Source organism: Georgenia alba, from assembly GCF_042665525.1.
Classification (GTDB): Bacteria; Actinomycetota; Actinomycetes; order Actinomycetales; family Actinomycetaceae; genus Allobogoriella; species Allobogoriella alba.
In genome coordinates, this window is the sequence record NZ_JBHTCQ010000001.1 from 1,780,048 (window position 1) to 1,796,703 (window position 16,656).

Annotated in this window: 14 protein-coding genes and 1 other RNA gene; 10 read left to right on the forward strand and 5 right to left on the reverse strand. The window is 72.9% G+C overall.

Annotated elements, in window-relative coordinates; translation table 11 throughout:
* Positions 1–121 precede the first annotated feature (121 nt).
* Together ACFQQL_RS08155 and ACFQQL_RS08160 are read left to right on the forward strand one after the other, a co-directional pair.
* Positions 122–1,018, forward strand: coding sequence for an ABC transporter ATP-binding protein (locus tag ACFQQL_RS08155; protein ID WP_382393808.1), 897 nt, complete (start codon positions 122–124; stop codon positions 1,016–1,018).
* A complete protein-coding gene (locus ACFQQL_RS08160; RefSeq protein WP_382393087.1) occupies positions 1,015–2,226 on the forward strand; it encodes an ABC transporter permease in 1,212 nt (403 codons plus the stop codon). Before ACFQQL_RS08155 ends, ACFQQL_RS08160 begins: the two co-directional genes overlap by 4 nt.
* 9 nt (positions 2,227–2,235) lie before the next feature.
* On the opposite strand, the gene ACFQQL_RS08165 is transcribed toward ACFQQL_RS08160, so the two are convergent.
* A complete protein-coding gene (locus ACFQQL_RS08165) occupies positions 2,236–3,066 on the reverse strand; it encodes a ChbG/HpnK family deacetylase (RefSeq protein ID WP_382393089.1) in 831 nt (276 codons plus the stop codon).
* Positions 3,067–3,215: 149 nt separating this feature from the next.
* On the reverse strand, positions 3,216–3,938 hold the full coding sequence (locus ACFQQL_RS08170) for a GntR family transcriptional regulator (protein WP_382393810.1): 723 nt from the start codon (positions 3,936–3,938) through the stop codon (positions 3,216–3,218).
* Between the two features lie 65 nt (positions 3,939–4,003).
* Between ACFQQL_RS08170 and ACFQQL_RS08175 the strand changes: the two genes are divergently transcribed.
* On the forward strand, positions 4,004–6,544 hold the full coding sequence (locus tag ACFQQL_RS08175) for a GcvT family protein (protein ID WP_382393091.1): 2,541 nt from the start codon (positions 4,004–4,006) through the stop codon (positions 6,542–6,544).
* A 22-nt stretch (positions 6,545–6,566) separates the two neighbouring features.
* Here ACFQQL_RS08175 and ACFQQL_RS08180 read toward each other — a convergent pair whose 3' ends face one another.
* Complete coding sequence (locus ACFQQL_RS08180) at positions 6,567–7,346, reverse strand: IclR family transcriptional regulator (protein ID WP_382393093.1); 780 nt, start codon at positions 7,344–7,346, stop codon at positions 6,567–6,569.
* A 122-nt stretch (positions 7,347–7,468) separates the two neighbouring features.
* Here ACFQQL_RS08180 and ACFQQL_RS08185 point away from each other — a divergent pair, with 122 nt between their 5' ends.
* Positions 7,469–8,701, forward strand: coding sequence for a glycine cleavage T C-terminal barrel domain-containing protein (locus tag ACFQQL_RS08185; protein WP_382393095.1), 1,233 nt, complete (start codon positions 7,469–7,471; stop codon positions 8,699–8,701).
* Positions 8,702–8,731: 30 nt separating this feature from the next.
* Here ACFQQL_RS08185 and ACFQQL_RS08190 read toward each other — a convergent pair whose 3' ends face one another.
* Complete coding sequence (locus ACFQQL_RS08190; protein ID WP_382393097.1) at positions 8,732–9,589, reverse strand: RDD family protein; 858 nt, start codon at positions 9,587–9,589, stop codon at positions 8,732–8,734.
* Positions 9,590–9,607: 18 nt separating this feature from the next.
* Here ACFQQL_RS08190 and ACFQQL_RS08195 point away from each other — a divergent pair, with 18 nt between their 5' ends.
* The 6 genes from ACFQQL_RS08195 to ssrA all read left to right on the forward strand — a co-directional run bounded on the left by ACFQQL_RS08195 (position 9,608) and on the right by ssrA (position 15,385).
* Positions 9,608–10,603, forward strand: coding sequence for a stage II sporulation protein M (locus tag ACFQQL_RS08195; protein ID WP_465254033.1), 996 nt, complete (start codon positions 9,608–9,610; stop codon positions 10,601–10,603).
* Positions 10,604–10,747: 144 nt separating this feature from the next.
* Positions 10,748–11,275, forward strand: a complete 528-nt coding sequence (gene smpB / locus ACFQQL_RS08200; RefSeq protein ID WP_382393101.1) for an SsrA-binding protein SmpB — start codon at positions 10,748–10,750, stop codon at positions 11,273–11,275.
* 144 nt (positions 11,276–11,419) lie between these two features.
* Entirely contained in the window at positions 11,420–13,309 is a 1,890-nt protein-coding gene (locus ACFQQL_RS08205; RefSeq protein WP_382393103.1) for a DUF2207 domain-containing protein, read from the forward strand.
* Between the two features lie 83 nt (positions 13,310–13,392).
* Positions 13,393–13,821 carry a hypothetical protein gene (locus ACFQQL_RS08210; protein ID WP_382393105.1) on the forward strand — a complete coding sequence of 143 codons (429 nt, stop codon included), beginning with the start codon at positions 13,393–13,395 and terminating at the stop codon, positions 13,819–13,821.
* A gap of 26 nt (positions 13,822–13,847) precedes the next feature.
* Complete coding sequence (locus ACFQQL_RS08215; RefSeq protein ID WP_382393107.1) at positions 13,848–14,939, forward strand: LLM class flavin-dependent oxidoreductase; 1,092 nt, start codon at positions 13,848–13,850, stop codon at positions 14,937–14,939.
* 78 nt (positions 14,940–15,017) lie between these two features.
* Positions 15,018–15,385: a transfer-messenger RNA gene (gene ssrA / locus ACFQQL_RS08220) on the forward strand.
* Between the two features lie 43 nt (positions 15,386–15,428).
* Here the strand turns inward: ssrA and ACFQQL_RS08225 are convergent.
* A complete protein-coding gene (locus ACFQQL_RS08225) occupies positions 15,429–16,532 on the reverse strand; it encodes a 5-methyltetrahydropteroyltriglutamate--homocysteine S-methyltransferase (protein ID WP_382393109.1) in 1,104 nt (367 codons plus the stop codon).
* Positions 16,533–16,656: the final 124 nt, after the last annotated feature.

Sequence of the window (16,656 nt, forward strand, 5' to 3'; positions counted from 1 at the left end):
CTCTCCGTCTGCAGGAGGAGGCCGGGGCTGCTGCGCCCGCCAGCAGGTTCACCCTCCAGGCCGATGTGCCCGCCCGGCCGGCCTTCCTAGGCTCGTCGCAGAAGAGGAAGGGAGCGTGGAGATGCTGAGCTCCGCACCGGCGCTGGAGGTCATGGACCTCACCCGCCGTTTCGGCGACAAGACCGCCGTCGACACCGTCTCCTTCGTCGTCGAGCCCGGTCGGATGACCGGGTTCGTCGGGGCGAACGGGGCGGGCAAGACCACCACCATGCGGATGATCATGGGGGTGCTGGCCATCCACCAGGGTGAGGTCCGCTGGGACGGCCGCCCGATCACCAACGCGGACCGGGCCGGGTTCGGCTACATGCCGGAGGAGCGTGGCCTGTACCCCAAGCAGCCGGTGCTCGACCAGCTCGTGTACCTCGGCCAGCTGCGCGGCATGACGCGTCGCGACGCCGCCGCCGAGGCGGCGGAGCTGCTGGAGCGGTTCGGCCTGGGCGAGCGCCTGAAGGACAAGCTCGAGGCGCTCTCGCTCGGCAACCAGCAGCGGGTCCAGGTGGCGGCCTCCCTGCTGCACGACCCGGCCGCGCTGATCCTCGACGAGCCGTTCTCCGGCCTCGACCCGGTCGCGGTGGACTCCATGGTGGACCTGCTGCGGGAGCGGACCCGCAAGGGCGTGCCGGTCCTGTTCTCCTCCCACCAGCTCGACCTGGTCGACCGGCTCTGCGACTCCCTCGTCGTGCTGGCCGGGGGCCGGGTCCGCGCCGCCGGCACCAGCGAGGACCTCCGGGCGCGTGGCCCGCGGCGGTACCGCGTGACCACCGCCGAGGACGCCGGCTGGGTGCGCGGCGCCGCCGGCGTCGAGGTGCTCGACGTCGCCGGCCCGACGGCGATCGTCCAGTTCGCCGACGACGCCGCCCGCGAGCATCTCGTCCGTGCCGCCGCGGAGCGTGGGCTCACCGAGCTCACCGCGATCGTCCCCACCCTGTCCGAGATCTACCGAGAGGCCGTGCGATGACCACCACGACCGAGACCCCAGAGACGACCGTCGAGAGCACCGGCTCCGTCCAGCGGCCGTGGCTCGTCGTCGCCGTGCGCGAGGTCATGGTCAAGCTCCGGGACCGCAACTTCGTGATCTCGACCTTCGTCACGCTCGTCATGATGGCCGGCGCGGTCGCGGTGTCGACGTGGTTCGGCTCGCGCAGCTCGGAGTACACCGTCGCCGTCGTCGACGACGACGCCGCGCGGATCGTCCAGACCGCGGACCAGGCCGCCGGGGCGGCGGGCGACTCGGTCGCCGTCGCGGAGCATCCCGACGCCGGCGCGGCGCGCGCCGCCGTCGAGTCGGAGGACGCGGACGCCGCGCTGCTGCCGGGCGATGACGGCTGGGCCGTCGTCGGCTTCAGCGAGGTCGACACCTCGCTCGAGGGCCTGCTGCGCGACGCCGTCGCCGCGGACGTCCTGGAACGGAACGCCCAGTCGATGGGCACCTCCACGGCGGAGCTGACCGCGGGGTCGGAGGTCACCACACAGCTCCTGGACCCCGACGCCGAGAACCCGGTGCTGAGGTACGTCGTCAGCCTCGCCTTCGCGTTCCTCTTCTACATGGCCGCGATCATGTTCGGCATGACGATCGCGACGTCGGTGCTGGAGGAGAAGCAGAACCGCGTCGTGGAGATCCTGGCCACCGCCATCCCGATCCGGCAGCTGCTCTACGGCAAGGTCATCGGCAACTCGGCGCTGGCCCTCGCCCAGATCGCGCTGTACGCGACCGTCGGCCTCGTCGCGCTCAACTTCACCGACCTCGTCTCCGACATCGGCTTCCTGCTCGGCGCCGCCGGCTGGTTCGTGGTGTTCTTCGTCGTCGGCTTCTTCGCCCTGGCCGCCGTCTGGGGCGTCCTCGGCTCGCTGGCCAGCCGCACGGAGGACCTCAACTCCAACACCGGCCCGGTGATGATGGTGATCATGGTGGCCACGTTCGCCGGGATCTTCGCCACGGGCACATGGCTGACCGTCGCCTCGTTCGTCCCGGTGGTCTCCACCGTGGCGATGCCCGTGCGGATGCTCAGCGGTGGTGTGCCCGTCTGGCAGTCCGTCGTGGCCCTGCTCCTGAACGTCGTCGCGGCCTACCTGCTGGTCCGGCTCGGGGAGCGGATCTACACCCGTGCGGTGCTGCAGGGCGGGACGGCGCTCAGCTGGCGGCAGGCCCTCCGGCTCGAGGCCTGAGCCCGCCCCTCACCAGGCCGGGACGAGCCCGATCCGCTCCCGCCGAAGCACGGCGCGGAACTCGGGGTCGCGCAGCAGCCGCAGCTCCCACGCCCGCTTGCGGCCCTCGGCGGGGTGGAGTAGCCGGCCCGCGGAGGCCGGGGCGGGATGCAGGATCAGCTCGGAGACGCCGTCGGGGATGGCACGCAGCTGGCCCAGCACGTGGGCACGCAGGTGTGCGTAGCTCACCAGCAGCCGGCCGGGGAGCCAGGCGCCGACCAGTGTCTCGGGCAGCCGCAGCCCCAGGTCGTGCGCCGTCGCGACCGCCTGGTCGTACCGGCGGCGCAGCCGCCCGCGCATGCCGGCGCGGGCGAGCCGCGGGAGGCGGCGCGGCAGGCGGAACCCGAGGGAGTGCTCGGCGCAGAACCGCAGGGCCGAGTCCATGCCGCGGCGGCCGTAGAGGCTGCCGGAGTGGGAGTCGAGTGCCTGCGGCCGCAGTCCCTCGGCATGCATCCAGGCGAGCTGCGCCCGCATCTCGGTGCGCAGGTGGTCGGGCTCGGCCGAGCCGTGCACCCGGGCGGGCAGCACGTGGAACGAGCCGCCGGCGTCGGTCAGTGACCCGACGTCGCCGGCGAGGGGGCGCCACGGCGTGAGCTCCCGGGCGCTGGTCAGCGTCACGTGCAGCCGGGGGTCCGGCAGGCTCGCGGCGCGGACGCGGCGGGCGGCGTCCCGGGCGCCGGGGGCGACGGGCATCAGCGTCGTGGAGGTGATCCGCCCCTGGCGGGCCAGATCCACGATGGCCTCGTTCGTGCGTGGACCGAGACCGAGGTCGTCGGCCGTCACCACGAGTCGTCTGCTCATGCCTCGCTCTCCGGGTCGGTGGCCGTGCCACGCTAACCCGTCCCGGTCGCGGCCGGAACGAGAGGTGAGACGGTCCACAGACCTCACGTGAAGCGTCTCACCCGGCCGGCGGTCGCGCACCTGGGCGCCCGCCGGCGGCAGCCCAGGGCTCACCAGCCGGACAGGACGCGCGCGATCGCGGCGTGGAACGCCCGGACGTGCTCCCGCACGGCGTCCGCGGCACGTTCGGCGTCACCGGCTGCGACGGCGGTCAGCACCTCCCGGTGCTCGCCGACCGCCTCCTCGAGGCGGCCCACGCGGTCCAGGCCGAGGAACCACAGCCGGACGCTGAGCACGAGGTACTCCTCGAGCGTGGCCGCGAGGAACCGGTTCGCGGCAGTGTCGTAGAGGAACCGGTGCACCCTCTGGTCCAGGCGGATCAACGGGAGCGGATCCTCCCCGACCTGCGCGACCTCGCCCGCCAGCTCCTCGGCCTGCCGGCGTTGCGGCTCGCCCGCCCGCCCGGCGGCGAGCCGCGCCGCCAGCGGCTCGAGCTCCACGCGGACCTCGGCGATGCCGGCCAGGTCGCGCGCGTCCACCGTGGCCACGGCCATGCCGCGCCGCGGCCAGATGGTCACCAGCCCGTCGTCCGCGAGCCGGCGCAGCGCCTCGCGGACGGGGGTGCGGCCGAGATCGAGCCGCGCCATCAGCTCGGGTTCGTGCAGCGGCGCGCCGGGCGGCAGCTCGAGCGTCACGACCAGATCGCGTATCCGGTAGTAGGCGGCCTCCGCCCGGCTGACCGTCCCACCCCGGGTCGGTCCGAGCACGGTGAGGTCGGCGAGGTCTGCGGCGTCGGCGGCGTCAGGCCGTCCGGACGGCTCGCTCCGGGGCATGGTCACCGCCACCTCCTCTGATATATCGTGAGGATATCAGCGCCCTCACGGACGGAGGCGGACCGATGGAGACCCTCCCCGAGCGTGCCGACGTGGTGGTCGTCGGCGCCGGAATCGTCGGAAGCGCGCTGGTCCGGCACCTCGCGGACCTGGGCTGGCGCGACGTCGTGCTCCTGGAGAAGGGTCACTTGCCGGACCCGGGCGGATCGACGGGCCACGCGTCGAACTTCGTCTTCCCGGTGGACCACTCCAAGGAGATCACCGAGCTCACGCTCGACTCGATGCGGCAGTACGCCGAGCTGGACGTCCTCATCACCTGCGGGGGGATCGAGGTGGCGCGTAGCGCCGAACGTCACCAGGAGCTTCGCCGCCGCGTCTCCTCGGCCCTCGCGTGGGGCGTGGAGGCGGAGCTCGTCGGGCCGGGCCGGATCAAGGAGCTCGTGCCGTGGGTGCGCGAGGACCTGCTGCGCGCCGGGTTCCACACCCCCACCGGCGCCGTCGTCGACCCGTTGCGGGCCGGCGAGCTCATGCGTGGCCGTGCCGCCGACGCCGGGGCGCTCACCGTGCTGGACCGCACCGAGGTGGTCGGCATCGACACCCTGCCCGGTCCGCGCGGACGACCGCGCGTGGTGGGAGTGCGCACCGACCGCGGCCGGATCGAGACGGAGACTGTCGTGGTCGCGTGCGGGGTCTGGAGTCCCGCCGTGGCCGCCCTGGCCGGCGCACGGATCCCGCTGACCCCGGCGGTGCACCAGATGATGGACCTCGGCCCGATCCCGGAGCTGGCCGCCGGCGGTGAGGTCATCAGCTTCCCGCTGGTGCGCGACATGGACCACAAGATGTACGAGCGGCAGCGTGGCGCCGACCTGGAGGTCGGCTCCTACGCGCACCGGCCGATCCTGCACCACCCGGCCGAGATCCCCCCGCTCGGCGCCGGGCCGCAGACCTCACCGACCCGGATGCCGTTCACCGAGGAGGACTTCGTGCCGCAGCTGCAGGCCGCCCGCGAGCTCTTCCCCGCTCTCCTCGACCGCGAGGACGTGCGGCCGAAGGACGCCATCAACGGCCTGCTCTCCCTCACCCCGGACGGCTCGCCGCTGCTGGGTGAGACCCCGGAGGTCCGCGGGCTGTGGTCGGCCGCCGCGGTGTGGATCAAGGAGGCGCCCGGCGCCGCCCGGGCGGTCGCGGAGCTGCTCACCGACGGCGCCAGCGAGGTCGACGTGCACGGCGCGGACATCGCCCGGCTCTACCCGCACCAGCGCACCACCCACCACGTCCGCGCCCGCGCCGCCGAGGGCTTCCCGAAGATCTACGGGATCAGCCACCCGCGCGAGCAGTGGGGCACGAACCGCCCGCTGCGCACCAGCCCGTTCCACCCGCGCGAGGTCGAGCTCGGTGCCGAGCTCTACGAGGCCGCCGGCTGGGAGCGGCCGCAGTGGTACGCCGCCAACGAGCCGCTGCTCTCCGAGTACGGTGCCCGCATCCCCGAGCGGCGTCACGAGTGGGACGCGCGGTGGTGGTCGCCGGTCATCGAGGCGGAGCACCTCGCCATGCGCGAGCGGGCCGGGCTGTTCGACCTGTCCGCGTTCGCCGTCTTCGACGTGACGGGGTCCGGGGCGCTCGACCTCGTCCAGCGTCTCGCGGTGGCGCAGGCCGACCGGCCGGTGGGCCGGGTGATCTACACCCCGCTGCTCGACCCCCGCGGCGGCTTCCGCGCCGACCTGACGATCGTGCGCCTGGGCGAGCAGCACTTCCGCGTCATCACCGGCGCGGCCGACGGCGGCCGGGACCTGGCATGGTTCGCCGCGCACGCCGAGGACACGGTCACGCTGACCGACCTCACCTCGGCGACCTGCGCACTGGGGCTGTGGGGCCCGCGCGCCCGCGACATCGCCTCCGCGCTCCTGGACGACGGGCCGGCCCAGGAGCACCCCGGCAGCGACCTCTCCGACGAGGCGTTCCCGTTCGGCACCGCCCGCGAGGTGGTCCTTGCCGGCGTCCCGGCGCTGCTGCTGCGCATCTCCTACGTCGGCGACCTCGGCTGGGAGATCCACGTGCCCACCGAGCACGGCCTCCCGCTGTGGGACGCCCTGTGGCGGGCGGGTCGGACGCACGGGCTGATCGCTGCCGGAGCCGGCGTGTACGGCACGACCGGCCGGCTGGAGAAGGCCTACCGGCTCATGGGGGCCGAGCTGTCACCGGACTACGACCCCGTCGAGGCCGGGCTGGCGCTCCCGCGGGTGAAGGACGCGGACTTCGTCGGCAAGGCGGCCTACCTCGCCGCCCGGGACCGCACGCCGACCACGACGTTGTGCACGCTCGCGCTGGACGAGGAGGTGGCGCGGTACCCGACCGGGAACGAGCCCGTGCTCATGCCGGACGGTGCACCGCTGCGCGACGGCCGCGGCCGGCGTTCCTACGTCACCAGTGCCGGCCCGGCGCCCTCGCTGGGTCGGTACCTGCTGCTCGCCTACCTGCCGCCGGAGCAGGCGGTCCCCGGCACCAGTCTCGTCGTGGACTACCTGGGCGAGCGGCTGCCGGTCGAGGTGCTCGAGGTGGGCAGGACCCCGCCCTTCGACCCCGAGAACGCCCGGACGAAGGGCTGAGGAAGGGCGGCCTCCGGCGAGCTCAGGCCGCGGGACCGCCCAACCGCCGGGACACCTCCGCCGCACCCGCGACGACGGCGTCCCGCACCCGGGGGAGCTCCTCCTCGGTCAGCCGGTAGCCGGGGCCGGCGGCGCTGAGCGCCGCGACCACCGAGCCGGTGTGGTCGTGGATCGGTGCCGCGACGGCGTGCAGCCCCTCCTCGAACTCCTCGTGCGCGAACGCATGCCCCTGCTCGCGCACCTGCCGCAGCTCCTGCCGCAGCGCGGCGGGCGCGGTGATGGTCCGCGCGGTGAACCGCTCGAGGCGCCGGGTGAGCATCTCCCGCAGCTCCTCCTCGGGGAGGTGGGCGAGGAGGACCTTGCCGTTCGAGGTGGCGTGCGCGGGGGTGCGCTGCCCGATCCAGTTCCGGGTCCCGATCGTGGTCGAGCCCTCGGCCTGGCACACGTTGACGGCCATCCCGCTGGACAGGATCGCCACGTTGCAGGTCTCGTCCAGCTCGGCCGCGAGCCGGTCGCACACCGGTTGCGCCTCGGCCGCCACGCTCAGCCGCCCCGCGGTGGCGCCCGCGAGCCGCAGGCACCCGATGCCGAGGCGGTAGCCGCCCTGACCCTCGGGCGGCTCCACCAGGTCGTGCCCGGACAGGACGTCCACCAGCCGGGAGATCGTCGACTTGTGCACGCCGATCTCCCGAGCCAGCTCGCCCAGGGAGGCCTCCTCCTCCCGTACGAGGATCTCCAGGACGCGCAGCGCGCGGTCGACGGACTGGACCGGTCGGGCGGGGCGGTCGGTGCTGACGCTCATGGCTCGAAGCCTAGGTGAGTCACGCCGTCGGACCGTGGATTTGGCGTTGCGCATCGCGCAACCCATTGCGCTGTGCGCAACCCGATGCTACGAAAGGCGTACCACCCCGGGAGGAGGCGACGATGCCCATCAACACTGACCCTCGAGTCCTGCTCTACCCACGGATCCGCAAGTCCCCGTTCTTCCACGCCTCGCGCCAGCACGGCGTCGCGATGTACAGCGTCTACAACCGCACCTACCACGCTCGTCACTACGGCGATCCCCTCGCGGAGTACTGGTCCCTGCTGACCGGTGTGACGCTGTGGGACGTCGGCGTCGAGCGCCAGGTCGAGATCACCGGGCCGGACGCGTTCGACTTCACCAACTACCTCGTCACCCGCGACCTGAGCCGCTGCGCTGTCGGGCAGTGCAAGTACGTGTTCCTCACCGACTCCGACGGCGGCATCCTCAACGATCCCGTCCTGCTCCGGCTGGACGAGAACCACTTCTGGCTCTCCCTCGCGGACAGCGACATCCTGCTGTGGGCGCGCGGCGTGGCCCACGGGCTGGGCTACGACGTGCAGATCCGTGAGGCCGACGCCGCACCCGTGCAGGTCCAGGGCCCGCGCTCGCCCGACGTCATGCGGGACCTGTTCGGCCCCTCCGTCCTCGACGTCGGCTACTACCGGCTGGCCCGGTACGAGCTCGACGGCATGCAGGTGATCGTCTCCCGCACGGGCTACAGCGGGGAGGCGGGCTTCGAGATCTACGTGCAGAACGCCTCCCGTGACGGGGTGCGGCTGTGGCAGCGGGTCTGGGAGGCCGGCCAGCCGCACGGGCTGGTGCCCATCGGCCCTTGCCACATCCGGCGGATCGAGGCCGGCATGCTCGCGTTCGGCGCGGACATCACGTTCGACACCAACCCGTTCGAGGTCGGCATGGGCTACGACTGGATGGTCAACCTCGACCAGGAGGCCGACTTCATCGGCAAGGCGGCGCTCACCCGGATCAAGGCCGAAGGCGTCAGTCGCCGGCTGGTCGGTCTCGAGATCGGCGGCAACCCGCTCGGCACGTACAACGACGGCAGCATGATCGAGCCGTTCGAGGTCTCCGTGGAGAGCGAGCGGGTCGGCGAGGTGACGTCGGCCTGCTGGTCCCCGCGGCTGGAGAAGAACATCGGGCTGGCCATGGTGCCCGTCGCCCAGAGCGAGATCGGCACGCAGCTCGAGGTGGCGGGGCCCGGCGGCACCGTCGAGGCCGTCGTGGTGCCCAAGCCGTTCGTCGACCCCACCAAGGAGGTGCCGAAGCGCGACCTCGTGGGCGGTGCGGACCGCACGTCGCCCACGGACGGTGCTCCGGTGCTCTCCGGGCCCTAGGCGTCCGACCAGGTCAGGAGTACGGCCCGCTCAGCGCTCGGCCACCTGGTGGGGCAGGCGCGCCAGTCGCGCGGTCTCGGCGTCGTCGCGCTGCTGAGCTCGCAGGCCGGTGGCGTACTCACGGTCCCGGCGGGCGACCAGCACGGCGGCCAGGAACCGCTCCGGATTCGTCCCCCACGGCGGTGGCGGCGAGACGAGCGGCTCGACCCGAGCCGCCAGGGCGCGACCCATGTCGGCGCGTGCGGCCGGGTCCATCGTCCCGGTGCGCCCGAGGAACTGCCGCGCCGCGAGGCCGAGTCCGTCGGGCAGCGCCCGGATGTCGGCCGAGGCGGCCCACTCCGCCAGGTCCGGCGGCATCACCAGGGGCGGCTGGCGGCGTTCGTCGCCGCGGATCCGCACCGCGTAGGTACCCGCGAGCATGTCGCCGAGGCGCTTGCCGCGGCGCGTCAGGATCGCGGCGATGACGGCGATCCCGCCCGCGGTGAGCCACAGCTCGCCGAGGCCCACGAGGGCCCGGACCAGGGTGTGCCGCAACCGGACCGGTCCGCCGTCGTCCCGCACGACGCGCACGCCGGTGGCGAGCTTGCCGAGCGAGCGGCCCCGCGTGAGCGTCTCGACCGTGACGGGCACCAGGAGGGTGACCGTCGCGATGAGCAGCACGGTCAACGCGCCCTGCAGGGCGGCGTTGAGCCGGCCGATCAGGGAGGACGCGGCGGCGGCCAGCGCGACGACCACGAAGAGCGTCGCCGCGGCGTCGAGGGCGCTGCCCAGCGCCCGCACACCGACGGAGGCCGGCCGCGACTCGAGCGCGACAGCCTCGCCGGTGACGATGAGGTCGTCCTGCAGCCGCACGTTCGCCAGGGCGGCTCGGGGTCCGGACGTGGTCACGTGTGGCAGGGTACCGACGTGGACCCGGACGCCTTCGCCGCCGTGCACGAGCCGCAGTGGCGACGGCTCGAGGAGCTCAGCCGGCGGCGGGAGCTCAGCGGCCCCGAGGCCGACGAGCTCGTGCGCCTCTACCAGGCGACCGCGGGCCACCTGTCCGCGCTGCGCAGCTCCGCGCCCGACCCGCAGCTGGTGAGCAGGCTGTCCGTGCTGCTCGGGCACGCCCGCGGGCGTGTGGCGGGCACGCACGAGCTTCGGCTGTCCGACGTCGTGCGCTTCTTCGCGGTCTCACTGCCGGCCGCGTTCTACCGGGTGCGCTGGTGGACGATCGGCGTCGCCCTCGCGTTCGTCGCGCTTGCCGTGGCGACCGGCGTCAACGCCGCCACGAACCCGGCGGTGATGAGTCAGCTCGGGACGCCGACCCAGCTGGAGGAGTACGCGCAGGAGGCGTTCGCCGCCTACTACAACAACTATCCCGCGCCGGACTTCGCCGCCCAGGTGTGGACGAACAACGCCTGGATCGCCGCGCAGTGCATCGGGCTGGGCATCACCGGCGCCTTCCCGGTCTACGTGCTCTACCAGAACGCCGTCGCCATCGGGCAGGCGGGCGCCATCATGGAGGTCTACGGCGACCTGGAGGTCTTCTTCGCGCTCATTCTCCCGCACGGCCTGATGGAGCTGAGCGCGGTCTTCATCGCGGGCGGCACCGGCCTGAAGCTCTTCTGGACCGCGGTCGCGCCGGGACGGCGCAGCCGCGCCCAGGCACTCGCGCAGGAGGGCCGGTCGCTCATCACCGTCGCGGTGGGGCTCGTCGTCGTCCTCGGCGTCTCCGGGCTGGTCGAGGGGTTCGTCACCGGCTCGTTCCTGCCCACCTGGGCCGAGCTGACCATCGGGGCGCTGGTGCTGGCCGCCTACTGGGCGTACGCGCTGCTTCCCGGCCGGTGGGCCGTCCGCTCCGGCGAGGTCGGTGACCTCGAGCGCGATCTCGCCGGGCACGTCCTCGCCGAGGCAGGCTGACCCCTGGCCCCGGCCGCGGCGTGGCACTGGTCCTGCCGCCGCGTGAGCGACGAAAACCTGCTGCTGCGTGCGCGTGAGAACGGTTAGTCTTGACGGTCGGCCCGCCGCGCTCCCGGCGGGCAGCACCAGGAAGGAGGACCGACCATGGCCGGCACCAAGGCACCCGGGGAGAAGAAGCTCACCGCCGCGCAGCGGGCCAAGGCCGAGTCCGACGCGCGCAAGGTGATCGCCCGGAACAAGCGGGCGCGCCACGACTACCACATCGACGAGGTCTTCGAGGCCGGGCTCGCCCTCAGCGGCACCGAGGTCAAGGCGCTCCGGATGGGGCGCGCCTCGCTCGTCGAGGGGTGGATCGAGATCGACAACCGCGGCGAGGCCTGGCTGCACAACGTCCACATCCCCGAGTACTCGCAGGGCTCCTGGACCAACCACGGGCCGCGCCGGAAGCGCAAGCTCCTCCTGCACAAGGACCAGATCGTCAAGCTGGGCACCAAGTCCCGCGAGAAGGGCCACACGATCGTCCCGCTCGAGCTCTACTTCATCAAGGGCCGTGCCAAGGTCGAGATCGCGCTCGCCCGAGGCAAGCAGGAGTGGGACAAGCGCCAGACCCTGCGCGAGAAGCAGGACCTCCGGGAGGCGCAGCGGGCGATGAGCCTGCGGCAGCACCGCTGAGGCCCTGGCGCGGCGTCCCGGCCGGTCGCGCAGCGCTCCTCCTCACGGGGGAGGAGCCCCCTCCTCAGCACGCCTGAAGTCCCTCCCCGGACGGACGAACCGGACGACCTGCGTCGATACGGTGGCCGGGACGAAGGGGGAACGATGCGAGCACCAAGACGCGCGGCCGCCCTGCTGACGCTGCTCGTCGGCGGACTCATGGTGAGCACGCCGGCACAGGCGGACGAGGAGGACGAGGCCGGCACCATCACCCGGATGGACATCACCGCCGACCTCGCGGCCGACCGGGGCACAGCGCGCATCGTCGTCGACCTCGAGCTCGATCTCGGGTCCGACGAGGCGCACGGGCCCTACCTCGCACTGGCCGAGCAGCAGGAGATCGCCGGGGACCCGGACCACTACCGCGTCCTGGACGTCACCGGGATCACCGCCTCGTCCGAGACCGCGCCGGACGACCTGCGCGTCGAGCGCGAGGACGGTGCCGTGCAGCTCTACGTCGGTGACGAGGACACCGAGATCACCGGGCGGCACGAGTACCGCATCGAGTACACCGCGACCGGCCTGGTCAACCCCGACGTCGCCGGGACCGACGAGCTGTACTGGAACGCGGTGGCCCCCGGCGGCTTCGAGATCCCGATCGAGGACGTCACCGTCACCGTTAACGGGCCGGCCGCCGCCACCGGCGGCGCCTGCTACGTCGGACGCACCGGGTCCGAGGAGGAGTGCGGCGACCTGGGCCTCAGCGGCGGCACGGTCCGGGCCCGCCAGGGCGCGCTCGAGCCCGAGACGGGGCTGAGCGTCGTCGTCGGCTGGCCGGCCGGGACCTTCCAGGATGCCGAGCCGGTGCTGACGCACCGGTACACGCCGGCCAACGTCATCCAGCTCACGCCCCTCACCGGTGGGGTGACGGCGCTCGCCGTCCTGGCGGGCACCGGCGCGGTCGCGCTGCACGCCCGCAGGCGCGGCCGGGACCAGGCCTACCTGGGCCTGACCCCCGGGCTCACGCCGGCCCCGGGGCAGTCCGCCCAGACCGGGACGGCGCGGCGGGCACCGGTCGCCGTGCGATTCACCCCGCCCGACGGCGTCCGGCCGGGCGAGGTCGGCACGCTCGCGGACGAGGTGGCGCACGGTCACGACGTCACCGCGACGATCATCGACCTCGCCGTGCGCGGGTACCTGCGCATCGAGGAGGTCGCGCCGGAGGCCGAGGACGGAGCGGGCGCCGAGAGCACGGACGACGGCGAGGACGCCGCACCGGACCCGGAGGACTGGCGCCTGGTGCGCCTGCGGTCCGACAGCGACGGGCTGGAGAGGTACGAGGCCGCGCTCCTGGGACGGATCTTCGCCGAGGGGGAGGAGGTCACGCTCTCCGACCTCGGTACGGACCTGCAGACCACCGTGAGCGCGACGCAGAACGACCTGTACGAGACCGTGACGGAGCGCGGGTGGTTCGCCGGCAACCCCCAGAAGATCCGCAACCGGTGGATCGTCCGAGGGATCGTGGTGCTCGGGGTGGGCGTGCTCGCGATCCCTGTCCTGTGGGTCACCCAGCTCCCGCTCGTGCTCGTGCTCATCCCGCTGCTGCTCGGCGTGGCGCTGCTCGTCGCGTCGACCGCGATGCCGGTGCGCACCGCTGACGGCACGGCGGTGCTCGCCCAGGCGCTCGGGTTCCGGCAGTACCTGGAGACCGCCGAGGCCGAGCAGATCCGCTTCGAGGAGCGGGAGGGCGGTACCGACGTCTTCTCCCGCTACCTGCCGTACGCGATCGTGTTCGAGCTGGCCGACCGGTGGGCCGAGATCGTCGCCGAGGCGGCGCGGGTCCAGGGCCACCCGATGCCCGAGCCGACCTGGTACGTGCCGATCGTGCACATGTCGCTGTGGTCCGACCCCGGCCGGTTCTCCTCGAACGTCGGGAGCTTCGCGACGGCCGCCTCCACGGCCGTGACGGCCGGGTCCACCGGGGCCGGCGGGTCGTCCGGGTTCACCGGATCGGTGGGCGGCGGCGTCGGCGGCATGGGCGGCGGCACCTGGTAGGACCGCGGGACGACCGTGCGGCGATCGGGTACCCGCGTTACGTTGTGGCCGTCCCTCGTCCGATCGGTTGGAGGTTCCTTCCCATGGGTCTGCCCCTCAAGCTCAGCCACATCCCCGCCCGCGCGGCGGCCGGTGCGTTCATCCTCAACTCCGGGCTCGGCAAGCGGGGCCTGCCGGCCGAGCACGCCGCCGGCCTGCAGGAGATGGCGGCCAACGCGTTCCCGCAGCTGAAGGACCTGCCGCCGAAGGAGTTCGGCAAGCTGCTCAGCACCTCGGAGACCGCGCTCGGCGCGGCGCTGCTCCTGCCGTTCGTGCCCAGCTGGCTCGCCGGGCTGGGGCTCACCGGCTTCTCGGCCGCCCTGCTCACCATGTACACCAAGACCCCGGGCCTCACCGAGGAGGGGTCGAGCGTCAAGCCGAGCCAGGACGGCATCGGGATCGCCAAGGACGTCTTCCTGCTCGGCATCGGCCTCACGCTCGTGCTCGACGACCTCGTCTCGCGCCGGAAGTAGTCGCGGCCAGGGCCCCTGGGCACGACATGGAGCTCGGCCTCTACACCTTCGGCGACCTCGACACCCGGCCGAACGCGGAGCGCGTCGACCCGGGCCGGCGACTGCGTGAGGTGGTCGAGCGTGCCGTGCTCGCGGAGCAGGTGGGCCTGGACCACGTCGGGATCGGTGAGCACCACCGGCCCGACTACGCGATCTCGGCGCCGAGCGTCGTCGTCGCCGCGATCCTGGCGAGCACGCAACGGATCACGGTGGGCAGCGCCGTCACGGTGCTGTCCACCGAGGACCCGGTCCGCGTGTACCAGGAGTTCGCGACGATGGACCAGATGTCCGGCGGACGGGTCGAGCTGCTCGCCGGTCGCGGGTCGTTCGTCGAGTCCTTCCCGCTGTTCGGGGCGAGCCTGGAGGACTACGACGCGTTGTTCGCGGAGAAGCTCGACCTCCTGCTGCGGATCGACGCGGGCAACCCGGTCACGTGGTCCGGCCGGTTCCGGCCCGGTCTCACGGACGCCGTCGTGCTTCCCAGGCCGGTGGACAAGCCGGGTCTGGGGGAGCACCTGCGGATCGCCGTCGCGACCGGTGGCTCGCCCGCCTCCTCGCGGCGCACGGGCGCGCTCGGGCTCCCGGTGGAGTATGCGGTGATCGGTGGGCAGCCGCGGCGCTTCGCCCCGCTCGTGGCGCTCTACCGGGAGGCGTATGCCGAGGCCGGCCACCCGCCCGGCGGCGACCGGGTGGGGGTCTCGGGCCAGGGCTTCCTCGCCGAGACGGACGAGGCCGCCCGGGAGCGGTTCTACCCGTACTGGCTCGCATCCGCCGCCACGATCGCCGCGGAACGCGGCTTCGCCATGCCGAACCGCATCTCCTTCGAGGCGCAGGCGCAGGGGCACGGCGCGTTCTTCGTGGGCGCGCCGCAGAGCGTGGCGGAACGCATCGTGCGGCTGCACGGTGAGCTCCGCCACGACCGGCAGAGCTTCCAGATGGACCTCTCCGGCGTCCCGCACGCCGACTCGATGCGGGCGATCGAGCTGCTCGGGCGCGTCAAGGAGCTCGTCGATGCCGAGGTCGACTCTGGGCAGGATGCTGGGCCGTTTCCGGGGCGAGGGCCGGCCGTCGGGGAATGAACGTGCCGCCGGCCTGGTTGACCCCGTAGCATGGACGTGCCGGACCGGCCTCGTGCCGGGACGGTGACAACTCAACAGGGGGATGATCGGTTTCGACGACGGTTGTCGTTCCAGGGGAAGCGGGCCGAGGATGCAGAGTCATCTCGGAAACGCTCTCTGCAAACCAATAGGTGCCGATTCCAAGCGCACCGAGTTCGCCCTCGCCGCCTGAGCGAGCCCCGAACTCCGTCAGCCCGGGATAGCTCTCGACCCGGTTCCTGGCGCCATCTAGAGAGCCACTGCTCGTAGCCCACGTCGCCGGGGCTGCGGGAACACCTAGGTGACTGAGCCCTATCGCGACTTGTCTGCGTGATCGCGAGGGCTGAGAAATCAAGCAGCAGACTGCGCCCGGAGAAGCCCTGTTACCTCACCGTCGGACGCGGGTTCGATTCCCGCCATCTCCACCCAAGCCGGAAGCCCGGACCCCGTGGGTCCGGGCTTCCGTCGTGCCTAGCGCCAGACGTCCGCCGCGATCTCGACGACGGAGCGCACCTTGGCCCACTGCGCCTCCTCGGTCAGGACGTTGCCCTCCTCGGTCGAGGCGAACCCGCACTGCGGGCTGAGGGCGAGCTGGTCGAGCGCGACGAACCCGCTGGCCTCGTCGATGCGGCGCTTGACGTCCGCCGGGTCCTCCAGGTCGCCGCTCTTGGAGGTGATGAGCCCCAGCACCACGGTCTTGTCGCCCTCGGGGAGGAGCCGCAGCGGCTCGAACCCGCCGGCGCGCTCGGTGTCGTACTCCAGGAAGTACCCGTCGTAGGGCGTCTCGGCGAGCAGCTGCTCGGCCACCGGCTCGTAGCCGCCGGACGAGATCCACGTGGAGCGGAAGTTCCCCCGGCACACGTGGGTGGTGACGGTGAGGTCCTCAGGCTTGTCCCGCAGGGCGGCGCTCAGCAGGCCGGCGTAGCGCTCGGCGATGTCCTCGGTCCGGATGCCGCGGGCCTCGGCCTTGCCCAGCTCCTCCTGCGAGCACAGATAGGCCCAGGCGGTGTCGTCGAGCTGGAGGTAGCGGCAGCCGGCGTCGTAGAACGCCGCGACGGCGTCCCGGTAGGCCGCGGCGAGGTCCTCGAGGATGTCGTCACGCTCGCCGTACTCGCCGGTGACCACCGCGTCCTGCTCGAGGCGGAAGTGCAGCACGGTCGGCGCCGGGATGGAGATCTTCGGCGTGACCGTGGTGCGGTCCCGCACGAAGCGGAAGTGCTCGAGCATCGGGTGGTCACCGGGGAAGCCGATCCTCCCGGAGACCTGGACGCCGCGGGGCTGGGTCTCCACGCCGGCGAACTGGATGCCGTGGTCGAGCGTGACGATGTCGACGCCGTCGAGCATCCCGAAGAAGTCGAAGTGCCACCAGGAGCGGCGGAACTCGCCGTCGGTGGCCAGCTGCAGGCCGGCGGCGCGCTGCTTGGCAATCAGGGCCGCGATCTCGGCGTCCTCGACGCGGCGGAGGCCCTCGTCGTCGAGGCGACCGGCCTCGTGGTCGGTCCGGGCCTTCTTGATGGCGGGGGTACGCAGGAAGCTGCCGACGACGTCGGCGCGGTACGGGGGATCGACGCTCACGCCGGCAGCCTACGGCGCCCGGCAGCGCCGGCCCGCGGCGCCCAGCCGTCGCCCAGGATGCGGACGGCACGGCGTTGCGGGCCGGAGGGTACGCTCGGCAACCGACCGTCGTCCCCTCGCCCTG

Excerpts from the sequence above, each read along its gene's own strand:
- ACFQQL_RS08155 (WP_382393808.1), top strand. The coding sequence starts at position 122 with ATGCTGAGCTCCGCACCGGCGCTGGAGGTCATGGACCTCACCCGCCGT.
- ACFQQL_RS08205 (WP_382393103.1), top strand. The coding sequence starts at position 11,420 with ATGCGAGCACCAAGACGCGCGGCCGCCCTGCTGACGCTGCTCGTCGGC.
- ACFQQL_RS08210 (WP_382393105.1), top strand. The coding sequence starts at position 13,393 with ATGGGTCTGCCCCTCAAGCTCAGCCACATCCCCGCCCGCGCGGCGGCC.
- smpB (WP_382393101.1), top strand. The coding sequence starts at position 10,748 with ATGGCCGGCACCAAGGCACCCGGGGAGAAGAAGCTCACCGCCGCGCAG.
- ACFQQL_RS08170 (WP_382393810.1), bottom strand. The coding sequence starts at position 3,938 with ATGCCCCGGAGCGAGCCGTCCGGACGGCCTGACGCCGCCGACGCCGCA.
- ACFQQL_RS08160 (WP_382393087.1), top strand. The coding sequence starts at position 1,015 with ATGACCACCACGACCGAGACCCCAGAGACGACCGTCGAGAGCACCGGC.
- ACFQQL_RS08185 (WP_382393095.1), top strand. The coding sequence starts at position 7,469 with ATGCCCATCAACACTGACCCTCGAGTCCTGCTCTACCCACGGATCCGC.
- ACFQQL_RS08165 (WP_382393089.1), bottom strand. The coding sequence starts at position 3,066 with ATGAGCAGACGACTCGTGGTGACGGCCGACGACCTCGGTCTCGGTCCA.
- ACFQQL_RS08180 (WP_382393093.1), bottom strand. The coding sequence starts at position 7,346 with ATGAGCGTCAGCACCGACCGCCCCGCCCGACCGGTCCAGTCCGTCGAC.
- ACFQQL_RS08175 (WP_382393091.1), top strand. The coding sequence starts at position 4,004 with ATGGAGACCCTCCCCGAGCGTGCCGACGTGGTGGTCGTCGGCGCCGGA.
- ACFQQL_RS08215 (WP_382393107.1), top strand. The coding sequence starts at position 13,848 with ATGGAGCTCGGCCTCTACACCTTCGGCGACCTCGACACCCGGCCGAAC.